This is a genomic window from Chryseobacterium indologenes, assembly GCF_018362995.1.
GTDB classification, from domain to species: Bacteria; Bacteroidota; Bacteroidia; order Flavobacteriales; family Weeksellaceae; genus Chryseobacterium; species Chryseobacterium indologenes_G.
Genome location: NZ_CP074372.1, coordinates 684,850 through 709,690, shown reverse-complemented (window position 1 = coordinate 709,690; position 24,841 = coordinate 684,850). Strand labels below are relative to the sequence as shown.

Sequence of the window (24,841 nt, the reverse complement as noted above, 5' to 3'; positions counted from 1 at the left end):
AGGCGGCCTGTTAATGTATGGCAAATACCTACACTCAGATTTACATTCAAATTGTTTTCGCTGTAAAAGGAAGACAAAATCTGATTTCAAAAGAAAACAGAGAAGAATTACATCAGTTTATTACAGGTATTGTTTCCAATAGAAACCAAAAATTATTCGCAGTTTTTGCAATGCCAGACCATGTCCATATTCTCGTAAGTATGAATCCGGCACTATCGGTTTCAGATTTAGTAAGAGATATTAAAGCTGGTTCTTCAAAATTCATCAATGAAAAAGGATGGATCAATGAAAAATTCAATTGGCAGGAAGGGTACGGAGCTTTTTCTTATTCTAAAAGCAGTGTTGATTCTGTTGTAAAATATATTTTAAATCAGGAAGAACATCATAAAAAGAAAACTTTTAGAGAAGAATATCTGGATTTTATGTCAAAATTTGAAATAGAATATGATCCAAAATATTTATTTGAATGGATTAGTGATTAACAGGTCGCTCCTACGGAGCTCCGCAAAAAAAGCATCAACAAATAGCTAGGAACAGTTTACCTCTACGAGGCAAAAAATTCTTAAAACAATTTAATTAAACAAAACAAATGAAAACAGCATACATAGTAAAAGGTTTCAGAACTGCCGTTGGAAAAGCTCCAAAAGGAAGTTTAAGATTTACAAGACCTGATGTCATGGCGGCTACCGTTATTGAAAAATTAATGGCTGAGCTACCCCAATTAGATAAAAACAGAATTGATGACCTTATCGTAGGAAATGCAATGCCGGAAGCTGAACAAGGCTTGAACGTTGCACGTCTGATCTCTCTGATGGGATTAAATACTGATAAAGTTCCGGGAGTTACCGTAAACAGATACTGTGCTTCAGGAAGTGAGGCGATTGCGATTGCTTCTGCAAAAATTCAGGCTGGTATGGCAGATTGTATCATCGCGGGTGGTACAGAATCGATGTCATATATTCCAATGGGAGGTTATAAGCCGGTTCCCGAGACTGATATTGCAAAAACAAACCCTGATTATTACTGGGGAATGGGTTACACAGCGGAAGAAGTAGCTAAACAATATAATATTACAAGAGAAGAACAGGATCAGTTTGCTTTTGAATCTCATATGAAGGCTTTAAAAGCAAATCAGGAAGGAAAATTTGCCAACCAGATTGTTCCGATTCCTGTAGAATATAACTTTCTGGATGAAAATCAGAAACTACAGACAAAAAAGTTTGATTTTTCAGTAGATGAAGGGCCAAGAGCTGATACTTCATTAGCTGGTTTAGCAAAATTAAGACCTGTATTTGCCAACGGAGGAAGCGTAACAGCCGGAAACTCTTCTCAAATGAGCGACGGAGCAGCTTTCGTAATGGTAATGAGTGAAGAAATGGTCAAAGAATTAGGATTGGAGCCTGAAGCAAGATTAGTAGCTTATGCAGCTGCCGGATTGGAGCCAAGAATCATGGGTATGGGACCTATCTATGCTATTCCAAAAGCTTTGAAACAGGCAGGTCTGGAATTAAAAGACATTGACCTGATTGAGCTTAATGAAGCTTTTGCATCGCAATCAGTTGCGATCAAGAAAGAATTAGGTTTAAATCCTGATATTTTAAACGTAAACGGAGGAGCTATCGCTCTTGGTCACCCACTTGGATGTACAGGAACAAAACTTACGGTTCAGCTTCTTGACGAAATGAGAAAACGTGGCAACAAATACGGAATGGTTTCTATGTGTGTAGGAACAGGACAGGGAGCGGCTTCTATTTTTGAACTACTTTAATAGACAAATAGAGAATAGACAAATAGATAATAGACGGATAGATAATAGAAGTAAAGACACCAGAAATGCATGAATGATTTTAAAAGACACAATTTTAAGAAGCTTAAAATTTGGCAAATGAGCATGGAGTTGTCAAGATTGACTTTAGATCTTACAGATACTTTTCCAATTTATGAAAAATACGGTTTGAAAAGTCAAATGGACAGGTCTGCAATCTCAATTCCATCAAATATAGCTGAAGGTTCAAGCAGAACGAATAAGTCTTTTAGTCATTTCTTAGATATTTCTTTGGGTTCTTCATTTGAATTGCAAACACAAATATTATTGGCAAATCACAGGAAATATTTATCCGATGAAAAAACCGAAACCTTTGAAAATAAGATTGAGGAATTTCAAAAAGCAACAATGGTATTTCAGAATACTTTAAACAAAGACTACAAAGACTAAAAAGACTAAAAGATAATAGACCGAAAGAAAATAGACGACGAAAGTCTATCATCTATCCGTCTATTATCAAATTAGTCTCAAAAAATTAAAATAACAAAATAACATATGGCTACATTAAAAGGCGGGGAATTCCTGATTAAACAAATTCCTGCAAACGAAATTTTCAGTATTGAAGAACTGAACGAAGAGCAAAAAATGCTTCGTGATTCAGCGAAAGAATTCATAGACAGAGAGGTAGTTCCACAGAGAGAGCGTTTCGAAAAGAAAGATTATGCATTCACTGAAGAGACGATGCGTAAATTGGGTGACATGGGATTGTTGGGAATCGCTGTTCCTGAAGAGTACGGAGGTCTTGGAATGGGCTTTGTGACTACAATGCTTGCGTGCGATTATATTTCCGGAACTACGGGTTCATTAGCAACAGCTTATGGAGCACATACGGGAATCGGGACTCTTCCTATCGTTCTTTACGGAACTGAGGAGCAGAAGAAAAAATACCTTCCGGATTTAGCAACAGGAACAAAGTTTGGTGCTTACTGTCTTACAGAGCCGGATGCAGGATCTGATGCCAACTCAGGAAAAACAAGAGCAAAACTTTCCGAAGACGGGAAACATTATATCATCAACGGACAGAAAATGTGGATCTCTAATGCAGGATTTGCAGATACATTTACATTATTCGCGAAAATTGATGATGATAAAAATATCACAGGATTCGTAATCAACAGATCTGAGCTTGAAAATCCTGAGAGTTTAACTTTCGGAGAGGAAGAGCACAAATTAGGTATCCGTGCTTCTTCTACCCGTCAGGTTTTCTTCAATGATATGAAAATCCCTGTGGAAAATCTTTTAGGGGAAAGAAACAACGGTTTCAAGATTGCTTTAAATGCATTGAATGTTGGCCGTATCAAATTAGCTGCTGCTTGTCTTGATGCACAAAGAAGAATCTTAAACCACTCTATCCAGTACTCTAACGAAAGAAAGCAGTTTGGTGTTTCTATTGCTACTTTCGGAGCGATCAGAAAGAAACTGGCAGAAATGGCAACCGGAGTTTTCGTAAGTGAGGCTGGTTCTTACAGAGCGGCTAAAAACGTTCAGGATAAAATAGACGAGTTGGTAGCAGGTGGATTAAGCCACCAGGAAGCAGAATTGAAAGGTGTTGAAGAATTCGCGGTAGAATGTTCAATCCTTAAAGTATTCGTTTCTGACCTTGCTCAGCACACTGCAGACGAAGGAATCCAGGTATACGGAGGTATGGGATTCTCTGAAGATACTCCTATGGAAGCAGCATGGAGAGATTCAAGAATTTCAAGAATCTATGAAGGGACCAACGAAATCAACAGATTATTAGCGGTAGGAATGCTTATTAAGAGAGCAATGAAAGGTGAATTGGATCTTTTATCTCCTGCAATGGCAATCAGCAAAGAATTGATGGGTATTCCTTCATTTGAAGTTCCTGATTACTCAGAATTCATGAGCGAAGAAAAATCAATTATCGCAAATCTTAAGAAAGTATTCTTAATGGTTTCCGGAGCTGCACTTCAGAAATTCATGATGGATATTGAAAAACAGCAGCACTTATTATTAAATGCTTCTGAAATCCTTAACCAGATCTATATGGCAGAATCTGCAGTATTAAGAGCAGAGAAACATTTCTCTCCTGATTCTGTAGAAGCAGCTATGGCTCAGTTAAATCTTTACAAAGCTGTTGAGAAAATCATCACTGCGGCTAAAGAAGGAATCGTTTCTTTCGCTGAAGGAGATGAGCAGAGAATGATGCTTTCCGGATTAAGAAGATTCACGAAATATACCAACCACCCGAATGTAGTAGCGTTAACTGAAAAAGTGGCAGCTCACTATATCGAGAAAGGGGCTTATTAGTCTTTAATAACATAAATTTGATTCAAACGCCTCATTTTGGGGCGTTTTTTATATATTTAAATTGATATAGCTTTAAATATCAATAATTTTTGCTAATTTTAGTATAACTAAAAACCATAAAAACACGAAAACATAATATGAAGACATTATTTCCCCTACTCCTTTTTATCTGCTGCTCTGATGGCACAAAAAAAGGAAAACTTACTTCCAATTCCCAAAACAGATACCGTAAAAACAGTCAGCAAAGGAAAATTCCCCGGATACTTTGCCTTGAAATCAGATCAGTCCCCGACAGGACTTTATAAAATTCTGATTAAGAAACCTAATGATACGATGATATATCTGGCTTTGAAAGAACCCGCAAGGGACTATTCGCAATACAAAATTTTAAACGCTATTACGCCTGACAAGTTCCAGACAAGTCCAAAGAAACTCACACCCTCTAAATAACACAACACAAATTTAAAAACGATAAACATGGGAAAATTTATTATCTCTAAGAGAACAAACGGAGACTTTCAGTTTAACCTCAAAGCAGGAAACGGACAGGTTATTTTAACCAGCCAGGGTTACAGCACAAAGCCATCTTGCGAAAACGGGATCGGATCTGTAAAGACCTATTCACAGGAAGATTCAAAATTTGAAAGAAATACAGCCAAAGACGGCAGATGTTATTTCAATCTAAAAGCAGGCAACGGACAAATCATAGGAACCAGCCAGATGTATGAATCTGACAACGGCATGGAAAACGGAATAGAATCTGTAAAAAACAATGCTCCACACGCTCACGTAGAGGATGAAGCGGATCTTTAAAATGAATTGAAATAATCTTAATAAAAATGTCTTATTTTTTTAAGGCATTTTTTATTTTTGTACTCTATTTTTCATTAGAAATGACAAAAGAAGAATTACTGAATAGAGCAATCAAAATTGCCGACAAAGCCCATAAAGGACAAACAGATAAATACCATGCCCCATACATAGCCCACGTAATGCGTGTGATGAATTATGGTAAAACACTGGACGAAAAAATTGTAGGTGTACTGCATGATGTAGTGGAAGATCATCCGGAAGAGTTCAGTCTGGATTATTTAAGGTCTGAAGGGTTTCCTGAATATATTATTTTCGCTATCAGCTGTCTTACCAAGTTTGATCCTGAAGAAGATTACGATGATTTCATTAAAAGAACAGAAAGATCTCTGCTCTCTGTTGCAGTAAAGCTGAATGACCTTCGTGACAACATGGATCTTAGAAGAGTCAACAGAGAACTTACTCCTAAGGATATTAAAAGATTCAACAAATATCTGAAAGCGTATCGTTATCTGATAGAGAAATATTAATAAAAAAACACATGACTAATAACCTGCCTAAAATTTCATCAGCTTATCAATCCAAGCTGGTCTCTGCTATTGTATCTGTTTCAGTTTTTTTCCTGACCTATCTGATACTTATACTCGCCTCACTTCTGATGATATTCTTATTAGGATACGGGGCAATAAAGCTGTTAAGTATTTCTCTCAATTACTTTACAGTTTTTGGTGCAGCAGGATTGCTAAGTGTTGGAGTTTTTGTATTTATATTTCTTGTTAAATTTAAATACCTTCCAAAAGATCTTTATAAGAACCAGATTTCTTTAATGAAAATCTTATGCGAAAGAAACAATCATCCCTACGTAAACGGGCTTCCTAAAATAGATACCGAAGATCTTACGCGATATAATAAATCCAGAATAGAAATTGAAGATCAATGGACTTCACATCCGGATATCCTAAAAAGAATTGAAAGGATTAAAACAAACGAAACCCGAAATACAGCTGCAGATCATAGGTATGCGAAAGAAATCATCAGCGGTTTTGATACGATCTGCGAAACCATGACGTCGAAATTCCTTACTTTACGCAGTGTAAAAAATGTAGGAGAAGTGATAGATGATGAAAGCTTTATACAACTCTATCTGGACGATAACACCTATAAAACTTTCAGTTCAGATTTTAACGGATATTACGAAAGACATAATCCTATTGTAGAAAATATTGAAGCTGTAATTTCAGACTCCTCACCTCGTAATGCTTCTGAGCTTTTCAGTGACAAAAAAGTATCTTTAGTCTACGAAAAATCCGGAATAGAGAGTGATATTCAGACTCTGCAATATCTGGCTTCCTATCCAAAGGAAATAAAAACCTTCAGATTTGATGGCAGTCTATACAAAGCAAAAGATGCCAGAAATCTTATTCCCGGTCTTGAAAATGAGCTGAAAAAGGTACAGGAAGAACTTCTTGAAAATGACAAAGCTATCTTTCAGCATTATTACCATATTTCTGATGAGGACCTGAAAAAAGACCTGCTTGCCAAGTATAAGAAACTGGCAGTTATTGACAGAGAATTTGACGATTATCAGAAAAGTCTTAATGAATTTACGGTATACCTGCAGTTTATGGCGGTCACTTTACCCTTTGAAGAAATCCGTAAACATAGAGCCAAGCTGTTAAAAGCAGAAGAGCCTTTTAAACAAAAGACCAGGGAACTTCTTGAAAACTCAGCTTATAAGGAAGCCTTAAGTGATGAAGATAAAACCCTTTTACAGGAATTTGTAGATTCCGAATACATTTACTTCAACAAAGACAAATATCTTGAGCATGAAGTAAGTGCTGTATCTTTGCTGATTGAAAAATACCGGGCATTACTCAGCGACCACTACCTTAATTCTAAGCTGGATTTATTAAATTTTCAGTCAGGTTTAAATAAGAATTAATCTGCACCCGGGAAATCGTAGGTCTTCGTGTGATGGTTCGTTCCATCAATGTTGATGTTTAAGGCAAGATAAATAAAATGTAAATTTTTATTCCCTTTTGCTTCAAATTCACGCTGCCAAAGATATCCGCTCACGATTCCAAAATAATCATCAATCTGATAGCCGAAACCGCCATAGACCCTGTTTCTGGCGAAAGTAGGCTTCATCGGTGAGACAAAGAAAACTTCGTCATAAGCATTGGCGAAAACAGTTCCTTTCTTGATGGTTTTGGCATTTAAAGGGACACTTACGTTCAGACGGTATCTGTAACGCATTCTCTGGGAAGTAAGGTCTGTTTTAGGCTCATAGAACCAGCTTTTTTCAACACGAAAACGGTTTTCAAACTTGACGATGCCTTTTTTAATATCAATTACATCCTGAAGCCATACCCTGAACTCCTCTCTGCTTAAACTGTGGTCTTTATAGTTGACATATCTTCCCAATCCTATGAAAGGCTTGTGGTCTTTGGTGAGATTATACCCTATTCCCCCTTTTATCTCATAATAATCAGGGTAGGTATAATCTTCATTACCACGCATCTGCCCTTCTGCATAAAGGAAAAATTTCGGATGAAACTTATAGGTCAGAGTCACTGCATTGAAGCTGGAAATATGTTCCTGTGCTTTAAAAAAAGAAATACCAAGTAGTAAACCTAAGCCTATAAGACGTTTCATAAAAAATTTTTGCAAATGTATATTTTTTAACAATTTGTTAATATTAACTTTCATTAATATTAAATTAACACCTACTTAATATTAATTGTATAAGAAAACCCAATGTGGAACCACCTTTGCGGCATTGCCACTCCAAATGCTTCCGTGTAGTTTGTATTGGTAATATTGTTAATCAAAACATACACTGAGTAGTCTTTTTTAGCAAAACTCAGCTTTTCATCAACAAGATTATAAGTTCCCAGATTCACTCTTTCATTATAACGGTAAACAAGCTCATTGGTAAAGTTTTTCAGGAATTTAACCTCTAATTTGGAAATAAACTGATGTCTCAGGTTATCCAGAATATATCTCGAAACCAATCCGGTTTTCTCTTCATATTTGCTGTCGATATAAGTATAGCCAATCGTATATTTCAGCCAGTCTACGGGCCTATGGCTCCACTCTGCTTCTATTCCTTTGGTTTTGATATCTCCTACATTTTCTGCAAACCAGACTTTGTCTTTAAGGTCATTTTTAACCCAGTCAATAGAATTGCTGGAGTTCCTTAAAAACCCGCTTATTTTAGCTAAAATTCTGTTATTCTGATATTGATATCCTACCTCGGATGAAAGCGCATTTTCAGGCTGTAAATCGGGATTTCCCTGTTCCGTTCTGCTGACATAATAAAGTTCGGTAAAGGTTGGTATACGGTGTACTTTTGCAATATTTCCATAGATTTTACTATTGGGATTAAAGTTATAGCCGACATCCAAACCAGGGTAAAAGAAATTTCCTTCTTTAGAATAGCTGGCCCATGAAATTCCCGGACTGATGTTCAACTTTTTATCCAGTAATGAAAAATGATGTTCAAAGAAAACCTGAGATACAAAACGGTTTCTGTCACCCAGATTACTGCTCACCAAAAATTCTTTTCTAAGCTCTACTCCAATTCCGGTTGTACCCAACCCCCATTGGTAGCTGGAATTTACTTCACCACCTACGTTATTTCCAATGTGCATATTTCTGTAAAAATCAGGATCCCATCTGTTATAAAGGTACATATCCTGCCCTCTTCTCCAGTATACATTTGAATTCAGTTTCAGTTTCCCAAAAGTCTGTTGATGGGCTACACTTACAATAGAAGCCTGTGTTTCCTCATATTGTTTTGTAGCATCTTTTGAAGCATAAAAACCATTGGCTCCGAATTTCTTTTCCGAAAAACCAGCCTGTACTCTTACATCTCCGTTTTTGATATTCAGTTTTCCCTGATAAAATACATTTCTGATCTCATAATCAGTATTAAACATATACCCTTCTGAAGAAGCAGAATTGGCCTGAAGGGAATTGGTAAACTTTTCATTTCCTATCTGCGCATTGAAGCCAAGACCATACGTACCGAAATCTCCCCCTTCTGCACTGATCTTCACTTTTTTTCCAGGAATAGTTTTAGTAATAATATTGATAACGCCGGCATAAGCATTCTGCCCAAAACGTCTGGCAGCAGGCCCTTTTATGATTTCAATCTTTTCTACCTCATCCAGATCAACCGGAATATTCATATTGTTGTGTCCGGTCTGGGAGTCATTCATCCTGATTCCGTTCAGAAGCAGAAGAACCTGCTCAAAAGAACTTCCCCGGAAACCGATATCACTCTGCACCCCATTGGCTCCTCTCCTTCTGATATCCATTCCGGGTACCTGCTGAAGAATTTCGTCTATACTTTTAGCCGGAGAATTTACAATATCTTCTCTGCTGATAACGCTGATATTCTGATTGGCACTTTTATAAGGTGTAGATATAAATTTTCCCTGAAATTCAATGCTTTCAATATCTGTTGTCTTCTCCTGTGCATTTACCCAAAGTAAAGATCCCAGAAAAAAAGCACTTCCTATCTTTTTGATCATAATCGTTTCCGTAGTTTTTCTTTTATAACAGATTCCAAAAGTAAGGGAGTTCACCAAGACAGGCAAATGATAGTTGTCATAAAAAAAGATGCAGCGTAATGCTGCATCTGTGTGAGGGAGTAATTCTATCTTTTCTTCATTAAATGTGTAACCAGATCTCTGAATAATTTTCTCATTTCTTATTACATATTTAAGGGTACAATTTTAAATAATTTTAAAATACAAAACAATAGTTTCATAAAAAAAATTAACATAATTTATAAAACTATATAAAGTACAGTGAAATAAACGATAAAACAAGAATAAATCACAAAACCAGCTTTATTTTATCATTTTACGATGATTATTTTCCAATTTTATTTCCCTGATTTACCATTTATAATAATAATTTTTAACAATAATATATGCATAAAATTTTCACTAAAAATTCGTAATTTTGTGGGTCTTAATTTTATGATGAAACTATTCTGTTTCAACTGTATTTTTTTAATGCATTCTTTTAAAAAATGGGGCTAAAAAGATCAGACAGATTCAAGAATAGAGGAAAAATTCAATTGATGACAGCCTTGGAATATTCTGTGGCAAAACACCATTATACTGGCAGCCTTATGCTGTACAGTCACTTTTATGAATAAACAAAATATGGCTAATACAACAGAAATAGACATAAAAAAACAGATTTTCGTTAAGAATGCACATCTTAACAATCTGAAACATATAGATGTCCTGATCCCGAAGAATAAACTGATTGTTATTACAGGAGTTTCAGGAAGCGGTAAGTCATCTCTGGCTTTTGATACTATTTATGCTGAAGGACAGAGAAGATATGTTGAAAGTTTAAGTTCTTATGCGCGTCAGTTTTTGGGGAAATTAGAAAAGCCAAAAGTAGATGATATTAAAGGACTTGCGCCGTCTATTGCGATTCAGCAGAAAGTAATTTCTTCCAATCCGCGTTCTACGGTAGGAACCTCTACGGAGATCTACGATTATATGAAACTTCTTTTTGCCAGAATCGGAAAAACTTTTTCTCCTGTTTCGGGTGAAGAAGTGAAAAAAGATTCGGTTTCTGATGTGGTAGATTTTATCAAAGCGTCCAAAAAAGATACTTCTTTTTTATTGACTGCTCCTTTGGAATATGATGCTGACAATTTTAAAGAAACGCTGAATGTCTTAAAACTGGCAGGTTTCACAAGACTTGAAATCAACGGAAACCTGGCAGGAATCGAGGATCTGGAAAGCTTTGGATTTGCTCCGGAAAAAGGAATGACGATCAATCTTGTTATTGACCGCTTCTCTTATGAAGAAGACGAAAGTTTTTTACAGAGACTTGCGGATTCTATTCAGATGGCATTTTATGAAGGACGCGGCTACTGTTCATTAAAAAATACAGATACTGAAAAAGTAAAGGAATTCTCCAATAAGTTTGAACTGGACGGAATTGAATTTCTTGAACCGAATGTTCATTTTTTCAGCTTTAATAATCCATACGGAGCATGTCCTGCATGTGAAGGATACGGAAAAGTAATCGGAATAGACGAAGATCTTGTAGTTCCCAATAAAACATTATCCATCTACGAAGATGCCGTTGTCAGCTGGAGAGGTGAAACCATGAGTGAATGGAAAAAAGACTTCATCAAAAAAGCAGGTGACTTCCCTATTCACAAACCGTATCACCAATTAACAAAAGAGCAGAAAAATTTCCTTTGGAAAGGTGACGGAAAAAGCAGTTTCCCATCCATCAATAATTTCTTCAAGATGCTTGAAGAAAACTTATATAAAATCCAGTACAGAGTAATGCTTTCACGCTACAGAGGAAAAACCCTTTGTCCTACGTGTGAAGGATTGAGACTGCGTGAAGAAACAAGCTGGGTAAAAGTAGACGGACATAATATCCAGTCGATGATAGAACTTCCTTTGGATGAGCTGGCTCCGGTGATCAATGGACTAAAGCTTTCAGATCATGACAAAGAAGTGGCTAAAAGACTGATCTATGAAATCACAACCCGTCTGGAGTTTTTATTAAAGGTAGGATTAGGCTATTTAACATTAAACAGAACTTCCAATACACTTTCAGGAGGAGAAAGTCAGAGAATCAACTTAGCAACAAGCTTAGGGAGTTCTTTGGTAGGTTCAATTTATATTCTGGATGAACCTTCTATCGGTCTTCACTCTAAAGACACGGAAAACCTGATTGAAGTATTGAAAAATCTGCGTGACCTTGGAAATACCGTAATTGTGGTAGAACACGATGAAGATGTAATGAGGGCCGCGGATTATATTATTGACATTGGTCCGGAAGCGGGTTACCTTGGCGGTGAACTGGTATTTGCAGGAGATTATAAAGATCTGAAAAAAGCCAATACCCTTACTTCAGAATACCTTACGGGAAGACTGGAAATTGAAGTTCCAAAGAAACGAAGAAAAGGAAAAGAATGGATCCATATTAAAGGAGCCCGCCAGAACAACCTTAAAAATATAGATGTAGATGTTCCACTGGAAAGTCTGGTTGTTATTTCCGGAGTTTCAGGAAGCGGAAAATCTACATTGATGAAGGAAATCCTTACGAATGATATTCAGATCCAGCTTGGAATGGGTGGTAAAAAAGGAGACTATGATTCTGTAGAATTCCCTAAAAAACTGATCAAAAACATTGAATTGATTGATCAGAATCCGATCGGAAAATCATCCCGTTCAAATCCGGTAACCTATTTGAAGGCTTATGACGATATCCGTGATCTTTTTGCCAAGCAGAAAGTAGCAAAAATGATGGGCTATAAACCTAAACATTTCTCCTTCAACGTAGATGGCGGAAGATGTGATGAATGTAAAGGAGAAGGCGTTATCAACGTTTCTATGCAGTTCATGGCAGATATCGAGCTTGAATGCGAGGTTTGTAAAGGAACACGATTCAAAAACGAGATCCTTGAAGTGAAATTTGATGAGAAAAATATCTCGGATATTCTTCACATGACCGTAAATGAAGCGCTGGAATTCTTTAAAGATAATAATGAAGAGAAAATCGTAACGAAACTGAGACCTCTTCAGGAAGTAGGATTAGGGTATCTGCAGCTAGGGCAGAGCTCTTCTACCCTTTCCGGTGGTGAGGCACAACGTGTAAAACTGGCTTCATTCCTTGTAAAAGGGGTAACAACGGACAAAACCTTGTTTATCTTTGATGAACCTTCTACAGGACTGCACTTCCATGATATTCAGAAGCTGTTGAAATCACTGCAGGCATTGATTGACCTTGGACATTCCGTAATTGTTATTGAACACCAGCCGGATATCATCAAATGTGCCGATTATATCATTGATATTGGTCCGGAAGCAGGAAAACACGGTGGTGAAGTTGTGTTTGCAGGAACTCCTGAAGATCTGACAAAAAATAAAAAGTCTTACACCGCAAAATATATCAAGGAAAAACTTGAACAATAAATTTTAAGAGCGACTGTTGTAAAAACAGTCGCTTTTTTATGCCAATTTATAATACTAACTGGCAGTATTTTGACTCTTATTTTTAAGATAGATTCTTTATCTTTATATATCATTTCAAAATTATTTTTATGCCCTGGAATCCCGAATTATACGATCAGTACAAAGATGTACGCTATAAACCTTTTTACGATTTAGCAGCATTAATCAAGCCTGAAAACAATATAAAAGCCATTGACTTAGGCTGTGGTACCGGAGAACAAACCTCCATTTTAGCCAAAAAACTGACAGGTTCTACATTTTTAGGAATTGATTCATCAGCAGAAATGCTCGAAAAATCAAAAAAGTTTGAAAATGACAATTTACACTTTAAGCTTCAGAGCATCGAAGAAACAGCACAGTCTGATCAAAAGTGGGATCTTGTTTTCAGTAATGCTGCGCTGCAATGGGCGGACGATCATGAAACTTTATTTCCTAAGATCATCGGATTGCTATCATCCGAAGGGCAGCTCGCTATTCAGATGCCTGTTCAGAAAGAAAATATCCTCAATCAGATTCTTACGGAAATGGCAGATGAAGAACCTTATGCATCACAGTTAAATCATTTCAACCGTGATTCACCGGTGCTTTCGATGGATGATTATGCTCAGATTCTTTTTGATAACGGAATTCAGGATATAGAAATTTTCCAGAAGGTTTATCCCATTATTGCAGATGATCATGAAGCTTTATATGAATTCATTTCAGGAACAGCCTTATTACCTTATCTGGAGCGCCTGGAAGGAAATCAAAAAGAAAGTTTCATTACCGAATTTAAATCACGTATCGCACAAAGATTTACAAAATATCCGGCCATCTATGCCTTTAAGCGGATACTGATGTATGGCCGTAAAAAATAGAAGATATTTAAAACAGAATCAGCCACAATACTGTAGCTGATTCTTTATTACATTGATATATCCGGATTTTTTATTCTTTCAGATTATACAAAAACGGACTTTTTCTGATATACTCAGAATTTTCAATCTGAGAAGCCAAAAACTCAGCCAGGTCTGTGGCACTGATGCTTTCTCCTTTACAATCTGTAAGACTTGTTTCGTTTTTAAAACTTTCATCAGTAAGATGAATGAGTGGCAATCTTACCACCGTCCAGTCCAGACTGCTTTCCATGAGAAGTTCATACTCTTTTTGCTTATCTGCTGTTGTTTCAGGATAATTCTGGTACATCCAGTCGGTTGCCATTTTTACCCTTTCATTTTTTTGATCAGATGCTGTATTCACACTCAAACCCGTAGTTACAACATAACGACTGATCCCATGATGATTCATCACTCCGATAATATTTTTCGCAGCATCACTGAAAATAGATTTCTCCCCTTTGGGTTGCCCCAAAGTGCTCATTACAATATCAGTCCCTTCAATTAATGAACGGGCAGCTGCTTCATCTCTTACATCTCCTTTTACCGCCTCAATTAAGGAATTTTGAATGGTAAAATTTTCAGGATGTCTTACTAAAAGTTTAAGGGAATATCCTTTTTCCAAAAGGTTTTGAACCAGATATTGACCAGATTTTCCTGTTCCGCCGATAACGGCAATTTTATAGGTATTCATAATGATTTTTTTAATATTAAACATCAATAATCAACAGCAGATTAGCCGCTAATGACTGTTGACACTACAAATGACGTATTGCCTTTGCTTTTTAGATATGATATAATAAATGTATTGGGTTCAGAAAATTGAACCTAAGATTTTCAGGTTTCAGAATGATTCCTGAATCAGTAATATGTATTACGAGATTTTAATGAAATAAAGTTACATTTTTTTCATCATTAAAAAATCAAAAAATTTATGATTTTGACAACACTTATTAAAAGAGAAAGTTTATAACTTTGATAACAATCTTATTATCAGCAACTTTCAAAACAGTCACTTTACACCAATTTAATCTATTAATATGGAACCATTTACTGTTAACATTCCCGAATCGGTAATAACCGACCTGAAAAACCGTATCCAAAACACCCGATGGCCCGAAGAACCCGAAGGCTCTGGCTGGAACTACGGCACCAACGAAACTTATCTGAAAGAGCTTACTACCTACTGGCTAAATGATTACAACTGGAAAATGCATGAGCAGCAGTTAAATCAACATCCACAGTATACAACCCGCATAGACGGAATTCTGATTCATTTTCAATACATCAGAGGAAAAGGTTCCAATCCCAAACCTTTGATCCTTACCCATGGCTGGCCGGACAGCTATTACCGTTTTCATAAAATTATTCCTTTGCTCACCGAAAGCGAACAGAGTTTTGATCTGATTATCCCTTCTATTCCCGGGTTTGGCTTTTCCGATAAAACTGTGGTCAGCAGTGCAAGAGTTGCTGATCTTTGGAAAAAGCTGATGACTGAAGTGCTTGGGTATGAAAAATTCTGTGCTGCCGGAGGTGATATAGGCATGGGAGTCGTAAAAGCGTTGATTTCAAAATATCCTGATGTCATGGAAGCGGTTCATCTTACAGACGTTGGATATCCAACCGGACAGGAAGATCCGGCAACAATGAGTGAAGATGAAAAACAGTTCGCTCAGTTTGTCCAGCACTGGTGGTATAGCGAAGGAGCTTATGCAATGGTACAGTCTACCAAACCTCAGTCCCTTGCTTATGGACTGAACGATTCTCCTGTAGGGCTTGCAGGCTGGATTATCAGCTTCATAAACGCCGGAGCACCACCTGAATTAATAGAGACTGCGTTTGGAGGAAGGGATGAGATGCTTACCAATATTATGATTTACTGGGTAACTCAAACGATAGGATCTTCTGCGAAAATGTACAAAGAAGATGCAGCAGCCTTATGGAGCGGAATGCATGTTCATCAAAAGAGCAATGTTCCGGCCGGCGTACTCGTATTTCCCCGTGAGGCTCAGTTTCCAAAAGAATGGGCAGAACGTTTCGTGAATGTAACCAGCTTTAAAAAGATGAATGAAGGTGGTCATTTTGCCGCCCTGGAATTACCTTATATATTTGCAGATGAACTAAGATCATTCTTTTATTCTGTCAAATAAAAACCATCCATGAAGTACTTCTTTGCCCTCCTTTTCTATTCCTCTTTTTATAACCAGCTGTGTTGTACAAAATAAACACACTGAAAGTCATGATTATGAAGTAAAAACTGGATACTTTAACCTTTCTGAGGGCTAATTTCAAAGAACCTCACAAGTTATCCACAACAAATTGTGGATAACTTGTGAATTTTAACATTAAATTTATATTTCGTATTAAAATTATTACTACATTTACTATGTAATAAACATCGAAGTGGAAACTTTATTTGCTTTTCTTACTACTATTGAAATTGCAATTAAATTTGAAATAAAAATTTAAGCACAGCATTGTCGGCTGTGCTTTTTATTGTTGTCTAATTAAAAAAATGAGATGTATTTATCTACTGGATCTGCTCCTAAAGGGCAGATTCTTTTATCCATATACCCTTTTAAATAACACTTTCGGAAGATTATTTGATTCAGTCAAAATCTGAAAAAAGTATTTTGTATTGCTTACATTTTCACGCAAAGGTTTAATAATATAAAATGTATATTCTAAAGGGAGCAGAGATGTAATCAACTTCGTTGATTCTTTATAAGCAAACGCTTAGCTTCATCTGCGACATTGTCGCTTTCTTAGCTCCCTTATTAATAATGGATTGAATTTTGTCTTTGCGTTAAAAAAATTTCAAACAATGCAGTTAAAAAATAAAGACAGCACTTTTTAAACCAGGCCTCATAGTTCAATGGATAGAATAAAAGTTTCCTAAACTTTAGATCCAAGTTCGATCCTTGGTGAGGTCACAATTCATACTTAAAATCTTCAGTACTACATTCTTTTTAAAAAGAAAAATCCCTGGATTTCTCCGGGGATACAAACTTATAATAAAAAATTTTATTAACATTTCAAAATTAATAAATCTCTATTAATTGAATTATGATCTGAGTCATAAAAAAACCTCCCGTGTCAATAGGGAGGTAAAAGTGCAAAATGATATAAGTTATAATGATGTGGTGTTAAATAAAGTCTCTCTTAAAAACTCTTTTTTATCATTAACAATGCATATGCCATAAACTTCACTGTTTAATGAAATCGTTCTTTTTGTGGTACATTTTCTTTTGACGCAAAAATCCCCGGCAAACCGGGGATAAAACTAATAACCATGAAAACTCAAACTAATGAGTTGCGTATTGATATACGACATAAATCAAAATATGGTTTTTAAATGCCAAATAAAAAACCTCCCAATGTACAGAGGCAACATAAATTAAGTAGACGATAATTCGAGCTATCGATTAATATAAAAAAACCTCCCAGTTCAATAGGAGGTTAAATACATATCATCCGAAATTTTTAAGAAAAAATCGAACACTTAAATATATAAATTATTTCATTAATAAGTGATATAATGAATGATTCATCAAAAATCCTTTATTCATAGGACCTACAAACAAAAAAACCTCTCAAAAAGAGTAGCACATGAATATTTATTAGTTCATAAATAAACTACAAACAAGATGAAAAATGAAAAAATTAATAAACAAAATGAAGCTTTAAACGCAAATAAGAATATAAATAGTCTTTATTTTAAATATCCAAATAGCTCATCTTAAGGTTTATTAAAACCTCCCCATCTAAAAGTAGGTATTTTTTATTTAGAAAAAAACAGATCAGCTTCCGCCTTTCTTCTTCGGATAAGCCCGTTTAAAACTTTCCCTCCGGCGGTAATATATCGTCTTGTAAACCAATTTCTGATTGCCTGCTCTTCTGCATTTTTATTAATTAAAGAAAACAAAGTCTCAGATCCTCCGGTATTATAAGCATGAGAAACCAAAGCATCAAACTGATTCTGATTAAGTGCTATTTTCACTTTTGAGTTCACGATCTTTTCATAAGTTGGCAGAACTGCAGCGATTAGCTCTACTCCTTGTTCTTTTGTGATTGCCGGATCTTCCATGGTTACTTTCTTTCCTCCCGGATAGTAAGTGTTACCATACCCTATTGTCGGAATTCCTGCAGAATCCAGATAAGGCTTAGCGCTGAAGCCTTCAAATGATACAATCAGGTTGATTCCTTTTTGTGATGCTTTCATGTATTTAGCTTTATTTATAGTTCAGCAAAATTAAAATTGTAAATCCCAAAACTGTGAGGAAAAACCCCTGTTTTTATCGGGTGTTATTATTCTTTTCCTTTTAAGTACTGATCTTCTTTTTATGCGCTAAGGTCTCAGTATTTTTCGTTTGTAGTCTATCTTCGGCTTGTTAGCGGACGTTTTCTGAATTTGCTCAATCTCTGGATTTATTGAGGCTGTAACTTAAAAACAAAAAAACCTCCCGAATCATCGGAAGGTTATACTGTAATTTGTCAGAAATATGAAATTTCAATAGGCCAAATATAACAAGTGTTTATATCAGAAAATATGATCCGGATCATACGACTATGGAAAATATTTCATGAGCCCAACGGAAGATATAATCGCTAGGTTTGAAATCACAGCTCGAAAAATATCTGTTACTTTTTCTTCATCATCTCATTTTTATCAAATTAAATTGTATTTTTGTTTTTCTATTATGCAAAAATTTCTCAGAGTCTTTTTTGTTTTCTCTTTACTTCTGATATTTGTTTCTAATGTCAGCGGCATAACAACGTGTTTTGATCACGTTAAGCATGCCAAAAGTAAAGTGATCTATAAAAAAGGTTCCAAAGAAGAGAAAATCCCTACCTTTTCACAGGACGACGAATGTCAGTGTGCGCTTCATATGCACATGAACAATGTTCTTCTTCCTGAACCTTTGAACATGGATTTTGCCATCAATAGTACGAATGACAACGAAATGCCTCAACCAAAAGCCATTTCATACCGTTGCCTTCTCGACTTCTTCAGCTCCAGAGCTCCCCCATCCTCATTTTTCGCGGCAGCTTAATCTATACTGCCTTTATTTTTTGTATACAGATTTCTTAGTCTGTACTGTGATTCCGTGGATACCTGTGTTTTCACACCATTAAGGATATCCTTTTATTAATGGGCATTTTCACTGCCCGTACATCCCTGTTCATGATTACCAGTAATATTAATTATTCGGGAATAATTCATTGTATTTCCCCAAATTCTGCGAAACTTTTAAGTTTAAGTTTCCTCACCGCATCTTCATTTCTGTATGCTCAGTCCCGTTCTGAAGACTCCTTATCTACAGTGGTACAAACGGTTGAGATCATCGGAAGAAAGTCTAAAGATTATACATCGGACTACTCTTTTGCTGCTACCAAAATTGCTATGAAAAACAAAGATCTTCCTTTAACTCTTAATACAGTTACCAAGGAGCTAATCACAGACCGTCAGGCCTTTCAGCTTGGAGAGGTTATGAAAAATGTGAACGGAGTCTCTCCTTCCAGCTATTACAACCAATACAACATCCGTGGCATCAGCCAAAATGAAGAAGGACAGATTATCAATGGAATGCGCACAAGACAGTATTATTTTCTACAACCTATGACTTCCAATATCGAGCGTGTGGAAATTTTCAAAGGTCCGGCAAGCATTACCATGTCTAGTGTAGATCCCGGAGGTACAATTAATATGGTTACGAAAAAACCGTTGTCAACTTCCCGTCACGAGATCAGTTCATCGGGAGGAAGTTTTGATACTTACCGTGTTACCACAGATCTTACAGGCCCTTTAAATAAGAGCAAAACCTTGCTGTATCGCTTTAACGGTGCTTACCAAAATGCTCATTCGTTCAGGGATCACGTCAAAAACAGTGGAATCCTGATCTCTCCTTCCATCACCTTTGTTCCCAATGAAAAAACATCGGTGAATGTAGAAATGATTTTCAATGATCTTTATGGAAACCTGGACAGAGGACAGCCTATTTTCGGTGCTGTTGCGGGAAAAACAGATTTGTACAGTACACCAAGATCTTTGAATCTGGGAGCTCCCGATGATTTTTTTAAAACCAGGGAATTAATTTTAATGGGGAGCTTTGCCCATCATTTTAATCAATCTATCAGCTTTAATGCTTCTTACATGAAGCAATACTGGAGAGAAAACCTGCAGGAACATAGAACCACCAATTCTTTTGTCCCCGATATGGATAATAAACCGGTTTCCAGTCTTGCAATGATGCAGTTTGTACAAAGGAATCAAAACTGGGCAACAGACAATATCAATGCTTATTTTAATTTTAAATTCAAAACCGGTGCTGTTCAGCATCAGGCTTTGATAGGCTATGACAGTCAGATCTGGGAAAAACGCAAAGGCGGACAGCAAAATGCCGCAAGAGGTTTTCTTTTAAAGAACGGTTCTGTGGCTCCCTCTTATAAACCTGCCAATGCGGATGATTACCAGACTTTCAATTATAACGGAATACTCATTCCTAAGCCCAACGTCACTCCATTTGATCTGAATCCGGGTGCAGAAAATTACCAGGGTAATGATTTTAATACTTTGAATGTCATAACACCTCTGCCTTCTGCTCTTACCACTACACATGCAGCTTATATTCAGCATTTTTTCACGTGGAAAAAGTTTAAAATTTTATCCGGAATACGCCAGGAATGGTTTCAGGACATTACCAATTTCAAGGAATCCAATGAATCTTCATTCCGGAATAATAAACTTCTGTACAGATTCGGGATCACCTATAGTTTTACGGATAATATTAATTTTTATGGGACTTACCTTACCGGATTCCAGCCACAATCCAATACGGTGACATTAATGCCCAATACCTCCAGCCTTACAGGATCTGCTGCCAGATTTAAACCTTTGACATCAGATCTTAAAGAACTGGGAATGAAAGCACAGCTTTTCGGAAAAATTTCATTGAATCTTGCCGTGTATGAGATCAATCAGAGAAATATTTTAATCAATGCCAACAATCCTTCGGAACCTGATGAACTTGTGCAGAGAGGTGCCGACCGGAGTCGTGGATTTGAAGCTGAAATTTCGGGGCATATTCTTCCCCAATGGCATATTTACGGAGGTTACAGCTATATTGATGCTAAAATACTGGATGATACGAATCCTGATCTTGTGGGGAAAAGGAAAGAAAATACTTCTAAAAATTCTTTCAATATCTGGACGCGCTACAATTTTTCAACGATAGAGCTTATAAAAGACTTTGGAATTGGAGCGGGAATGCTTTACCAAAGTTCAAAAGTGCCATGGTTCACAAGAAGTTTTGAGCTTCCGGCCTATACTACGATAGACGCTGCATTGTATTATACTCCGGCAAAATCTGTTCAGCTGGCTTTTAATCTGAATAATATTACCAACAAGGTCTACTGGATCGGCGCTCAGAATTACTTAAGACTATTTCCGGGTACACCAAGAAACTATTTACTAACTGCTACTTATAAATTTTAAATTATGGCTATTTCAAATTTACAACTGATTGTGAGAAAGACCTGGCAGGACCTGTTCAAAGGGAAACAGAACCTGCTCATCACCATCACTGTACTCCTCTTCTGTATGCTGAGCATCGGCATTGGGTTTACAAAATACACTGATTCTTTTTCAAAAATAAAGGAATACCGGGAAGAAGTCCGGGAACACTGGGAACACAGACCCGATAAGCATCCGCACCGTATGGCACATTATGGCTATCTGGTTTTCAGAATCGGGCATCCGCTGAATATTTTTGACAACGGATTAGATGACTATCTTGGAAATGTGATCTTCCTGGAAGCGCATAAACAGAATACAGCCAATCTTTCGGAAGCAGGAAGTTCTGGGACTTTGGTAAGATTTGGGGCTTTCAGCAGTGCTTTTATTCTGCAGAGTATTGTTCCTCTGATTATTCTTTTTTTAGGGTTTGGATTAATAGTACAGGAACGTGAGAACGCTACCTTAAAAATCATCAGTGTACAAGGGGCTTCGGGAAGAGATATTATCTGGGGAAAAGTTCTGGGACTCTGGCTGTTTTCTTTATGTTTTCTGATCCCGGTAATTCCTGTTGTTTTCGTGGCTGCATTGATGTCACAAACTACAGATTCTGCTGATATTTTGATTCGTTTGTCATTGCTGCTGCCCGCTTATATGATCTATTATTTTTTCATCAGCGTTTTAACGGTTATCGTTTCTGCGAATAGTAAAAGTACCTCTTCAGCACTGATCAGTCTTATCGGATTCTGGCTTCTTTTCATTATTGTTTTGCCGAAAGGAGTTCAGTTTGCAGCACAAAATTTACATCCGGCTCCTTCCCGTATTGCTTTTGAGACCAATCTGGAAAAGGATATTTTAAAATCGGGAGACAGCCACAATCCCGATGATCCTCATTTTAAGAAAATAAAAGACTCTTTACTTGAACATTATAAAGTAAGTACTACCAATGAACTTCCCTTCAACTATGGCGGGTTTGTCATGAAGGAAGGGGAAAAGATAAGTTCCCGGATTTACATCAGGCATCAAAAAGAATTGCAAAATATTTACCACAAACAACAAAATCTCACAGATATTTCTGGATTAATCAATCCTGCCATTGCTATTAAAAACTTCTCTATGATTGCAACAGGGACTGATTTCTTCTCTTATATCCAGTTTCAAAAGCAGGCTGAAGAGTACCGCTATCAGATGGCTCAGCATTTAAATGATCTGCAGATAAAGCATATCAGCAATATAAAACCGGAAAAAGGAGGACCGCCTGCTGTGATTGATAAGGATAACTGGAAGAAATTCCCGGACTTTAATTATCGGTATACTAACGTTTTGGACAGCTTGAAAGAGCAGTCAATACCTGCTGTTGCTTTGCTTCTTTGGTTAGCAATAGGTATCGCCGCAATTGAAATAAGTGGAAGAAAACTAAAATTAATCTAGATGAATCGTTATTTATACATACAATTTTACCGTAACAAAGCCTATATCATTGCGTTGCTATTTTTATTCATGGCCGGGATGATGGCTATTTATACCGGGAAGAAATTTCTGGACCGGAATGAAGATATCATTTCTAAAAGCGGAGCATTCCAGAAAGAAAGCATAGAAAGGAACACGAAGTTTCATAAAGATGATCTGGGATTGGTTCTTTATTATATTAAGTTTAATCTGGTGAATGAAACTCCCAGACTGGCTGCCCTGAATATCGGAATGCGTGACTTAAATCCTTCAATACAGGGAGTCACCATCCGGAATCTTGAAGAACAGCGTTATAATTCTGATTTTTATAATCCTGCCAATGCTGCCGTCGGAAACTTTGATTTCAGTTTTGTGATTGTTTTCCTTTTCCCATTGGTGATTGTCGCCTTCTGCTATAATCTGATTTCTGAAGAAGAAGAAAGAGGAACCTGGAAGCTGCTTTCAGTTCAAAGTGGCAATTTGCAAAAGCTTTTGGATCATAAAATGCTCATACGACTGGGTGCTGTAACGGCGGTGTATCTGGCATTAATGATTATTGCTTCGGTATGGATAAAGATCCCTTCAGACCTTTATTATATTGCGTTTGTCATCAGTGGATGGCTTTATATCCTGTTTTGGTTTGTTTTGTGCAGATGGGTTATTTCTTTCCGGAAATCATCAGCTCAGAATGCATTGATTCTTCTCATTGTATGGGTAAGCATCAATTTTATCATTCCCATGAGCAGCAATATTCTGATCCAAAAGATCTATCCTGTTCATGAGTCCCTTAAAGCGGTTATGGAACAGAGAGAAGGCTATCACAACAAATGGGATGAAGCCAAACGCCCGACTATGGAAAAGTTTTACAAAGTATATCCTCAATACAGAAATTTTACGGTAGAAGAAAATGATACTTTTACCTGGACCTGGTACTACGCCATGCAGCATATGGGAGATCTGGAGTCTGCAAAATCTGCAGAACTGTACACCGAAAAAATGCAGAATCGAAATCAGGCGGCAATTTATTTAGGCTATCTTCTTCCGAATCTCCATACTCAGCTCACAGAGAGTCATCTGGCGAAAACTGATATGAATAATCAGCTGCAGTATGCTTCTTCGCTCAAAAAATTCCATGAGAAAAAACGGTTGTTCTTCTACCCGCTTATTTTCTCGGGGAAAAATGCAGAATCTATCAACTGGGTACAGCAAACCATAGAGGTATTCAGCTTGTCCGAATATTTGAAGTGGTTTCAGCTATTGTTGCCCTACCTCATCTACATTGCTCTATTCATAATCCTTTCACAAAACAAATACAGAAAACTATGTTAAAAACAATCAACTTACATAAAAAATACAACGATTTTACAGCACTTCATTCTCTTAATCTTGAAGTAAAGAAAGGGGAAATTTTCGCTCTTTTAGGTCAAAACGGAGCTGGAAAAAGTACAACGATCAATATTCTTCTGGGACTCATTAAAGCCACTTCCGGAGATGCTTTCATTAATGAGATTTCTGTAAAGGATCATCCTCAAAAAATAAAAAAACACCTTGCTTATATCCCTGAAACTGTTCTTTTGTATCCAAATCTCACTGGAATAGAAAATCTGGATTTTTTCTCTAAGATCGCAGGATTTGATTATCAGAAAGATGAGTTGTCTGCATTATTAAAGCGAACAGGATTGCAGGAAACGGCACATCAAAAACCCCTTGGAGGATATTCCAAAGGAATGCGCCAAAAAGTAGGAATTGCTATTGCCCTCGCCAAGGATGCAAAAGTCCTGCTTTTGGATGAGCCTACCAGCGGACTGGATCCGATAGCTACAGCAGAGTTTACAGAAATTGTGCGCCAGCTGGGTAAGGAAGGCAGAACTGTTCTAATGGCCACTCATGATATTTTCAATGCGGTAAGCGTAGCCACTAATATCGGTATTATGAAGCAGGGAGAACTTGTACAAAACCTGCCTTCCAAAGCATTTACCGCACAGGAATTACAGGAACTGTATCTGAAAACAATTTGATGATCCGATTACTTCAATAAGTAACTTTTCATATTAATATCAATTGGTTGATGCTCAGTGACTTTTGG

At 36.8% G+C, this 24,841-nt stretch carries 20 protein-coding genes and 1 tRNA gene; 17 read left to right on the top strand and 4 right to left on the bottom strand.

The window, feature by feature from the left end; all coding sequences use genetic code 11:
• Positions 1–17 precede the first annotated feature (17 nt).
• The 8 genes from tnpA to DYR29_RS02920 all read left to right on the top strand — a co-directional run bounded on the left by tnpA (position 18) and on the right by DYR29_RS02920 (position 6,848).
• Positions 18–482, top strand: a complete 465-nt coding sequence (gene tnpA / locus DYR29_RS02955) for an IS200/IS605 family transposase (protein WP_213279226.1) — start codon at positions 18–20, stop codon at positions 480–482.
• Positions 483–589: 107 nt separating this feature from the next.
• Positions 590–1,768 carry a thiolase family protein gene (locus tag DYR29_RS02950; protein WP_047431107.1) on the top strand — a complete coding sequence of 393 codons (1,179 nt, stop codon included), beginning with the start codon at positions 590–592 and terminating at the stop codon, positions 1,766–1,768.
• Between the two features lie 69 nt (positions 1,769–1,837).
• A complete protein-coding gene (locus tag DYR29_RS02945; protein ID WP_213279225.1) occupies positions 1,838–2,215 on the top strand; it encodes a four helix bundle protein in 378 nt (125 codons plus the stop codon).
• Positions 2,216–2,320: 105 nt separating this feature from the next.
• Positions 2,321–4,096, top strand: a complete 1,776-nt coding sequence (locus DYR29_RS02940) for an acyl-CoA dehydrogenase family protein (protein WP_213279224.1) — start codon at positions 2,321–2,323, stop codon at positions 4,094–4,096.
• A 180-nt stretch (positions 4,097–4,276) separates the two neighbouring features.
• Positions 4,277–4,546: a hypothetical protein gene (locus DYR29_RS02935; protein WP_213279223.1), complete on the top strand. Its 270-nt coding sequence runs from the start codon at positions 4,277–4,279 to the stop codon at positions 4,544–4,546.
• Positions 4,547–4,573: 27 nt separating this feature from the next.
• Complete coding sequence (locus tag DYR29_RS02930) at positions 4,574–4,909, top strand: YegP family protein (RefSeq protein ID WP_047422779.1); 336 nt, start codon at positions 4,574–4,576, stop codon at positions 4,907–4,909.
• A gap of 80 nt (positions 4,910–4,989) precedes the next feature.
• Entirely contained in the window at positions 4,990–5,436 is a 447-nt protein-coding gene (locus DYR29_RS02925) for a phosphohydrolase (RefSeq protein WP_047375800.1), read from the top strand.
• Positions 5,437–5,447: 11 nt separating this feature from the next.
• Positions 5,448–6,848, top strand: coding sequence for a hypothetical protein (locus DYR29_RS02920; protein WP_213279222.1), 1,401 nt, complete (start codon positions 5,448–5,450; stop codon positions 6,846–6,848).
• Here the strand turns inward: DYR29_RS02920 and DYR29_RS02915 are convergent.
• Both DYR29_RS02915 and DYR29_RS02910 read right to left on the bottom strand, forming a co-directional pair.
• Positions 6,845–7,561, bottom strand: coding sequence for a DUF2490 domain-containing protein (locus DYR29_RS02915; protein ID WP_213279221.1), 717 nt, complete (start codon positions 7,559–7,561; stop codon positions 6,845–6,847). The genes DYR29_RS02920 and DYR29_RS02915 overlap by 4 nt on opposite strands.
• 71 nt (positions 7,562–7,632) lie before the next feature.
• Positions 7,633–9,444, bottom strand: coding sequence for a TonB-dependent receptor plug domain-containing protein (locus DYR29_RS02910; protein ID WP_213279220.1), 1,812 nt, complete (start codon positions 9,442–9,444; stop codon positions 7,633–7,635).
• 642 nt (positions 9,445–10,086) lie between these two features.
• Here DYR29_RS02910 and uvrA point away from each other — a divergent pair.
• Both uvrA and DYR29_RS02900 read left to right on the top strand, forming a co-directional pair.
• Positions 10,087–12,879 (top strand): excinuclease ABC subunit UvrA, encoded by a 2,793-nt coding sequence (gene uvrA / locus DYR29_RS02905; protein ID WP_142716718.1) that lies wholly within the window; start codon positions 10,087–10,089, stop codon positions 12,877–12,879.
• 128 nt (positions 12,880–13,007) lie between these two features.
• Positions 13,008–13,775 carry a methyltransferase domain-containing protein gene (locus DYR29_RS02900; protein ID WP_213279219.1) on the top strand — a complete coding sequence of 256 codons (768 nt, stop codon included), beginning with the start codon at positions 13,008–13,010 and terminating at the stop codon, positions 13,773–13,775.
• A 70-nt stretch (positions 13,776–13,845) separates the two neighbouring features.
• Here the strand turns inward: DYR29_RS02900 and DYR29_RS02895 are convergent, their stop codons facing one another.
• Entirely contained in the window at positions 13,846–14,487 is a 642-nt protein-coding gene (locus DYR29_RS02895; protein WP_213279218.1) for an NAD(P)-dependent oxidoreductase, read from the bottom strand.
• Between the two features lie 346 nt (positions 14,488–14,833).
• On the opposite strand from DYR29_RS02895, the gene DYR29_RS02890 reads away from it, so the two are divergent.
• Together DYR29_RS02890 and DYR29_RS02885 are read left to right on the top strand one after the other, a co-directional pair.
• On the top strand, positions 14,834–15,943 hold the full coding sequence (locus DYR29_RS02890; RefSeq protein WP_213279217.1) for an epoxide hydrolase family protein: 1,110 nt from the start codon (positions 14,834–14,836) through the stop codon (positions 15,941–15,943).
• A gap of 711 nt (positions 15,944–16,654) precedes the next feature.
• Positions 16,655–16,726, top strand: a tRNA-Arg gene (locus DYR29_RS02885).
• A gap of 848 nt (positions 16,727–17,574) precedes the next feature.
• On the opposite strand, the gene DYR29_RS02880 is transcribed toward DYR29_RS02885, so the two are convergent.
• On the bottom strand, positions 17,575–18,015 hold the full coding sequence (locus DYR29_RS02880; RefSeq protein ID WP_213279216.1) for a lysozyme: 441 nt from the start codon (positions 18,013–18,015) through the stop codon (positions 17,575–17,577).
• 478 nt (positions 18,016–18,493) lie between these two features.
• On the opposite strand from DYR29_RS02880, the gene DYR29_RS02875 reads away from it, so the two are divergent.
• The 5 genes from DYR29_RS02875 (at position 18,494) to DYR29_RS02855 (ending at position 24,773) form a co-directional block, all read left to right on the top strand.
• Positions 18,494–18,847: a hypothetical protein gene (locus tag DYR29_RS02875; RefSeq protein ID WP_213279215.1), complete on the top strand. Its 354-nt coding sequence runs from the start codon at positions 18,494–18,496 to the stop codon at positions 18,845–18,847.
• A gap of 131 nt (positions 18,848–18,978) precedes the next feature.
• A complete protein-coding gene (locus DYR29_RS02870) occupies positions 18,979–21,288 on the top strand; it encodes a TonB-dependent siderophore receptor (RefSeq protein WP_213279214.1) in 2,310 nt (769 codons plus the stop codon).
• A 3-nt stretch (positions 21,289–21,291) separates the two neighbouring features.
• On the top strand, positions 21,292–22,737 hold the full coding sequence (locus DYR29_RS02865) for an ABC transporter permease (protein WP_213279213.1): 1,446 nt from the start codon (positions 21,292–21,294) through the stop codon (positions 22,735–22,737).
• Positions 22,738–24,084: a DUF3526 domain-containing protein gene (locus tag DYR29_RS02860; RefSeq protein WP_213279212.1), complete on the top strand. Its 1,347-nt coding sequence runs from the start codon at positions 22,738–22,740 to the stop codon at positions 24,082–24,084.
• Entirely contained in the window at positions 24,078–24,773 is a 696-nt protein-coding gene (locus tag DYR29_RS02855) for an ABC transporter ATP-binding protein (protein ID WP_213279211.1), read from the top strand. The genes DYR29_RS02860 and DYR29_RS02855 overlap by 7 nt, the downstream gene beginning before the upstream one ends.
• The last annotated feature ends 68 nt before the right edge of the window (positions 24,774–24,841 follow it).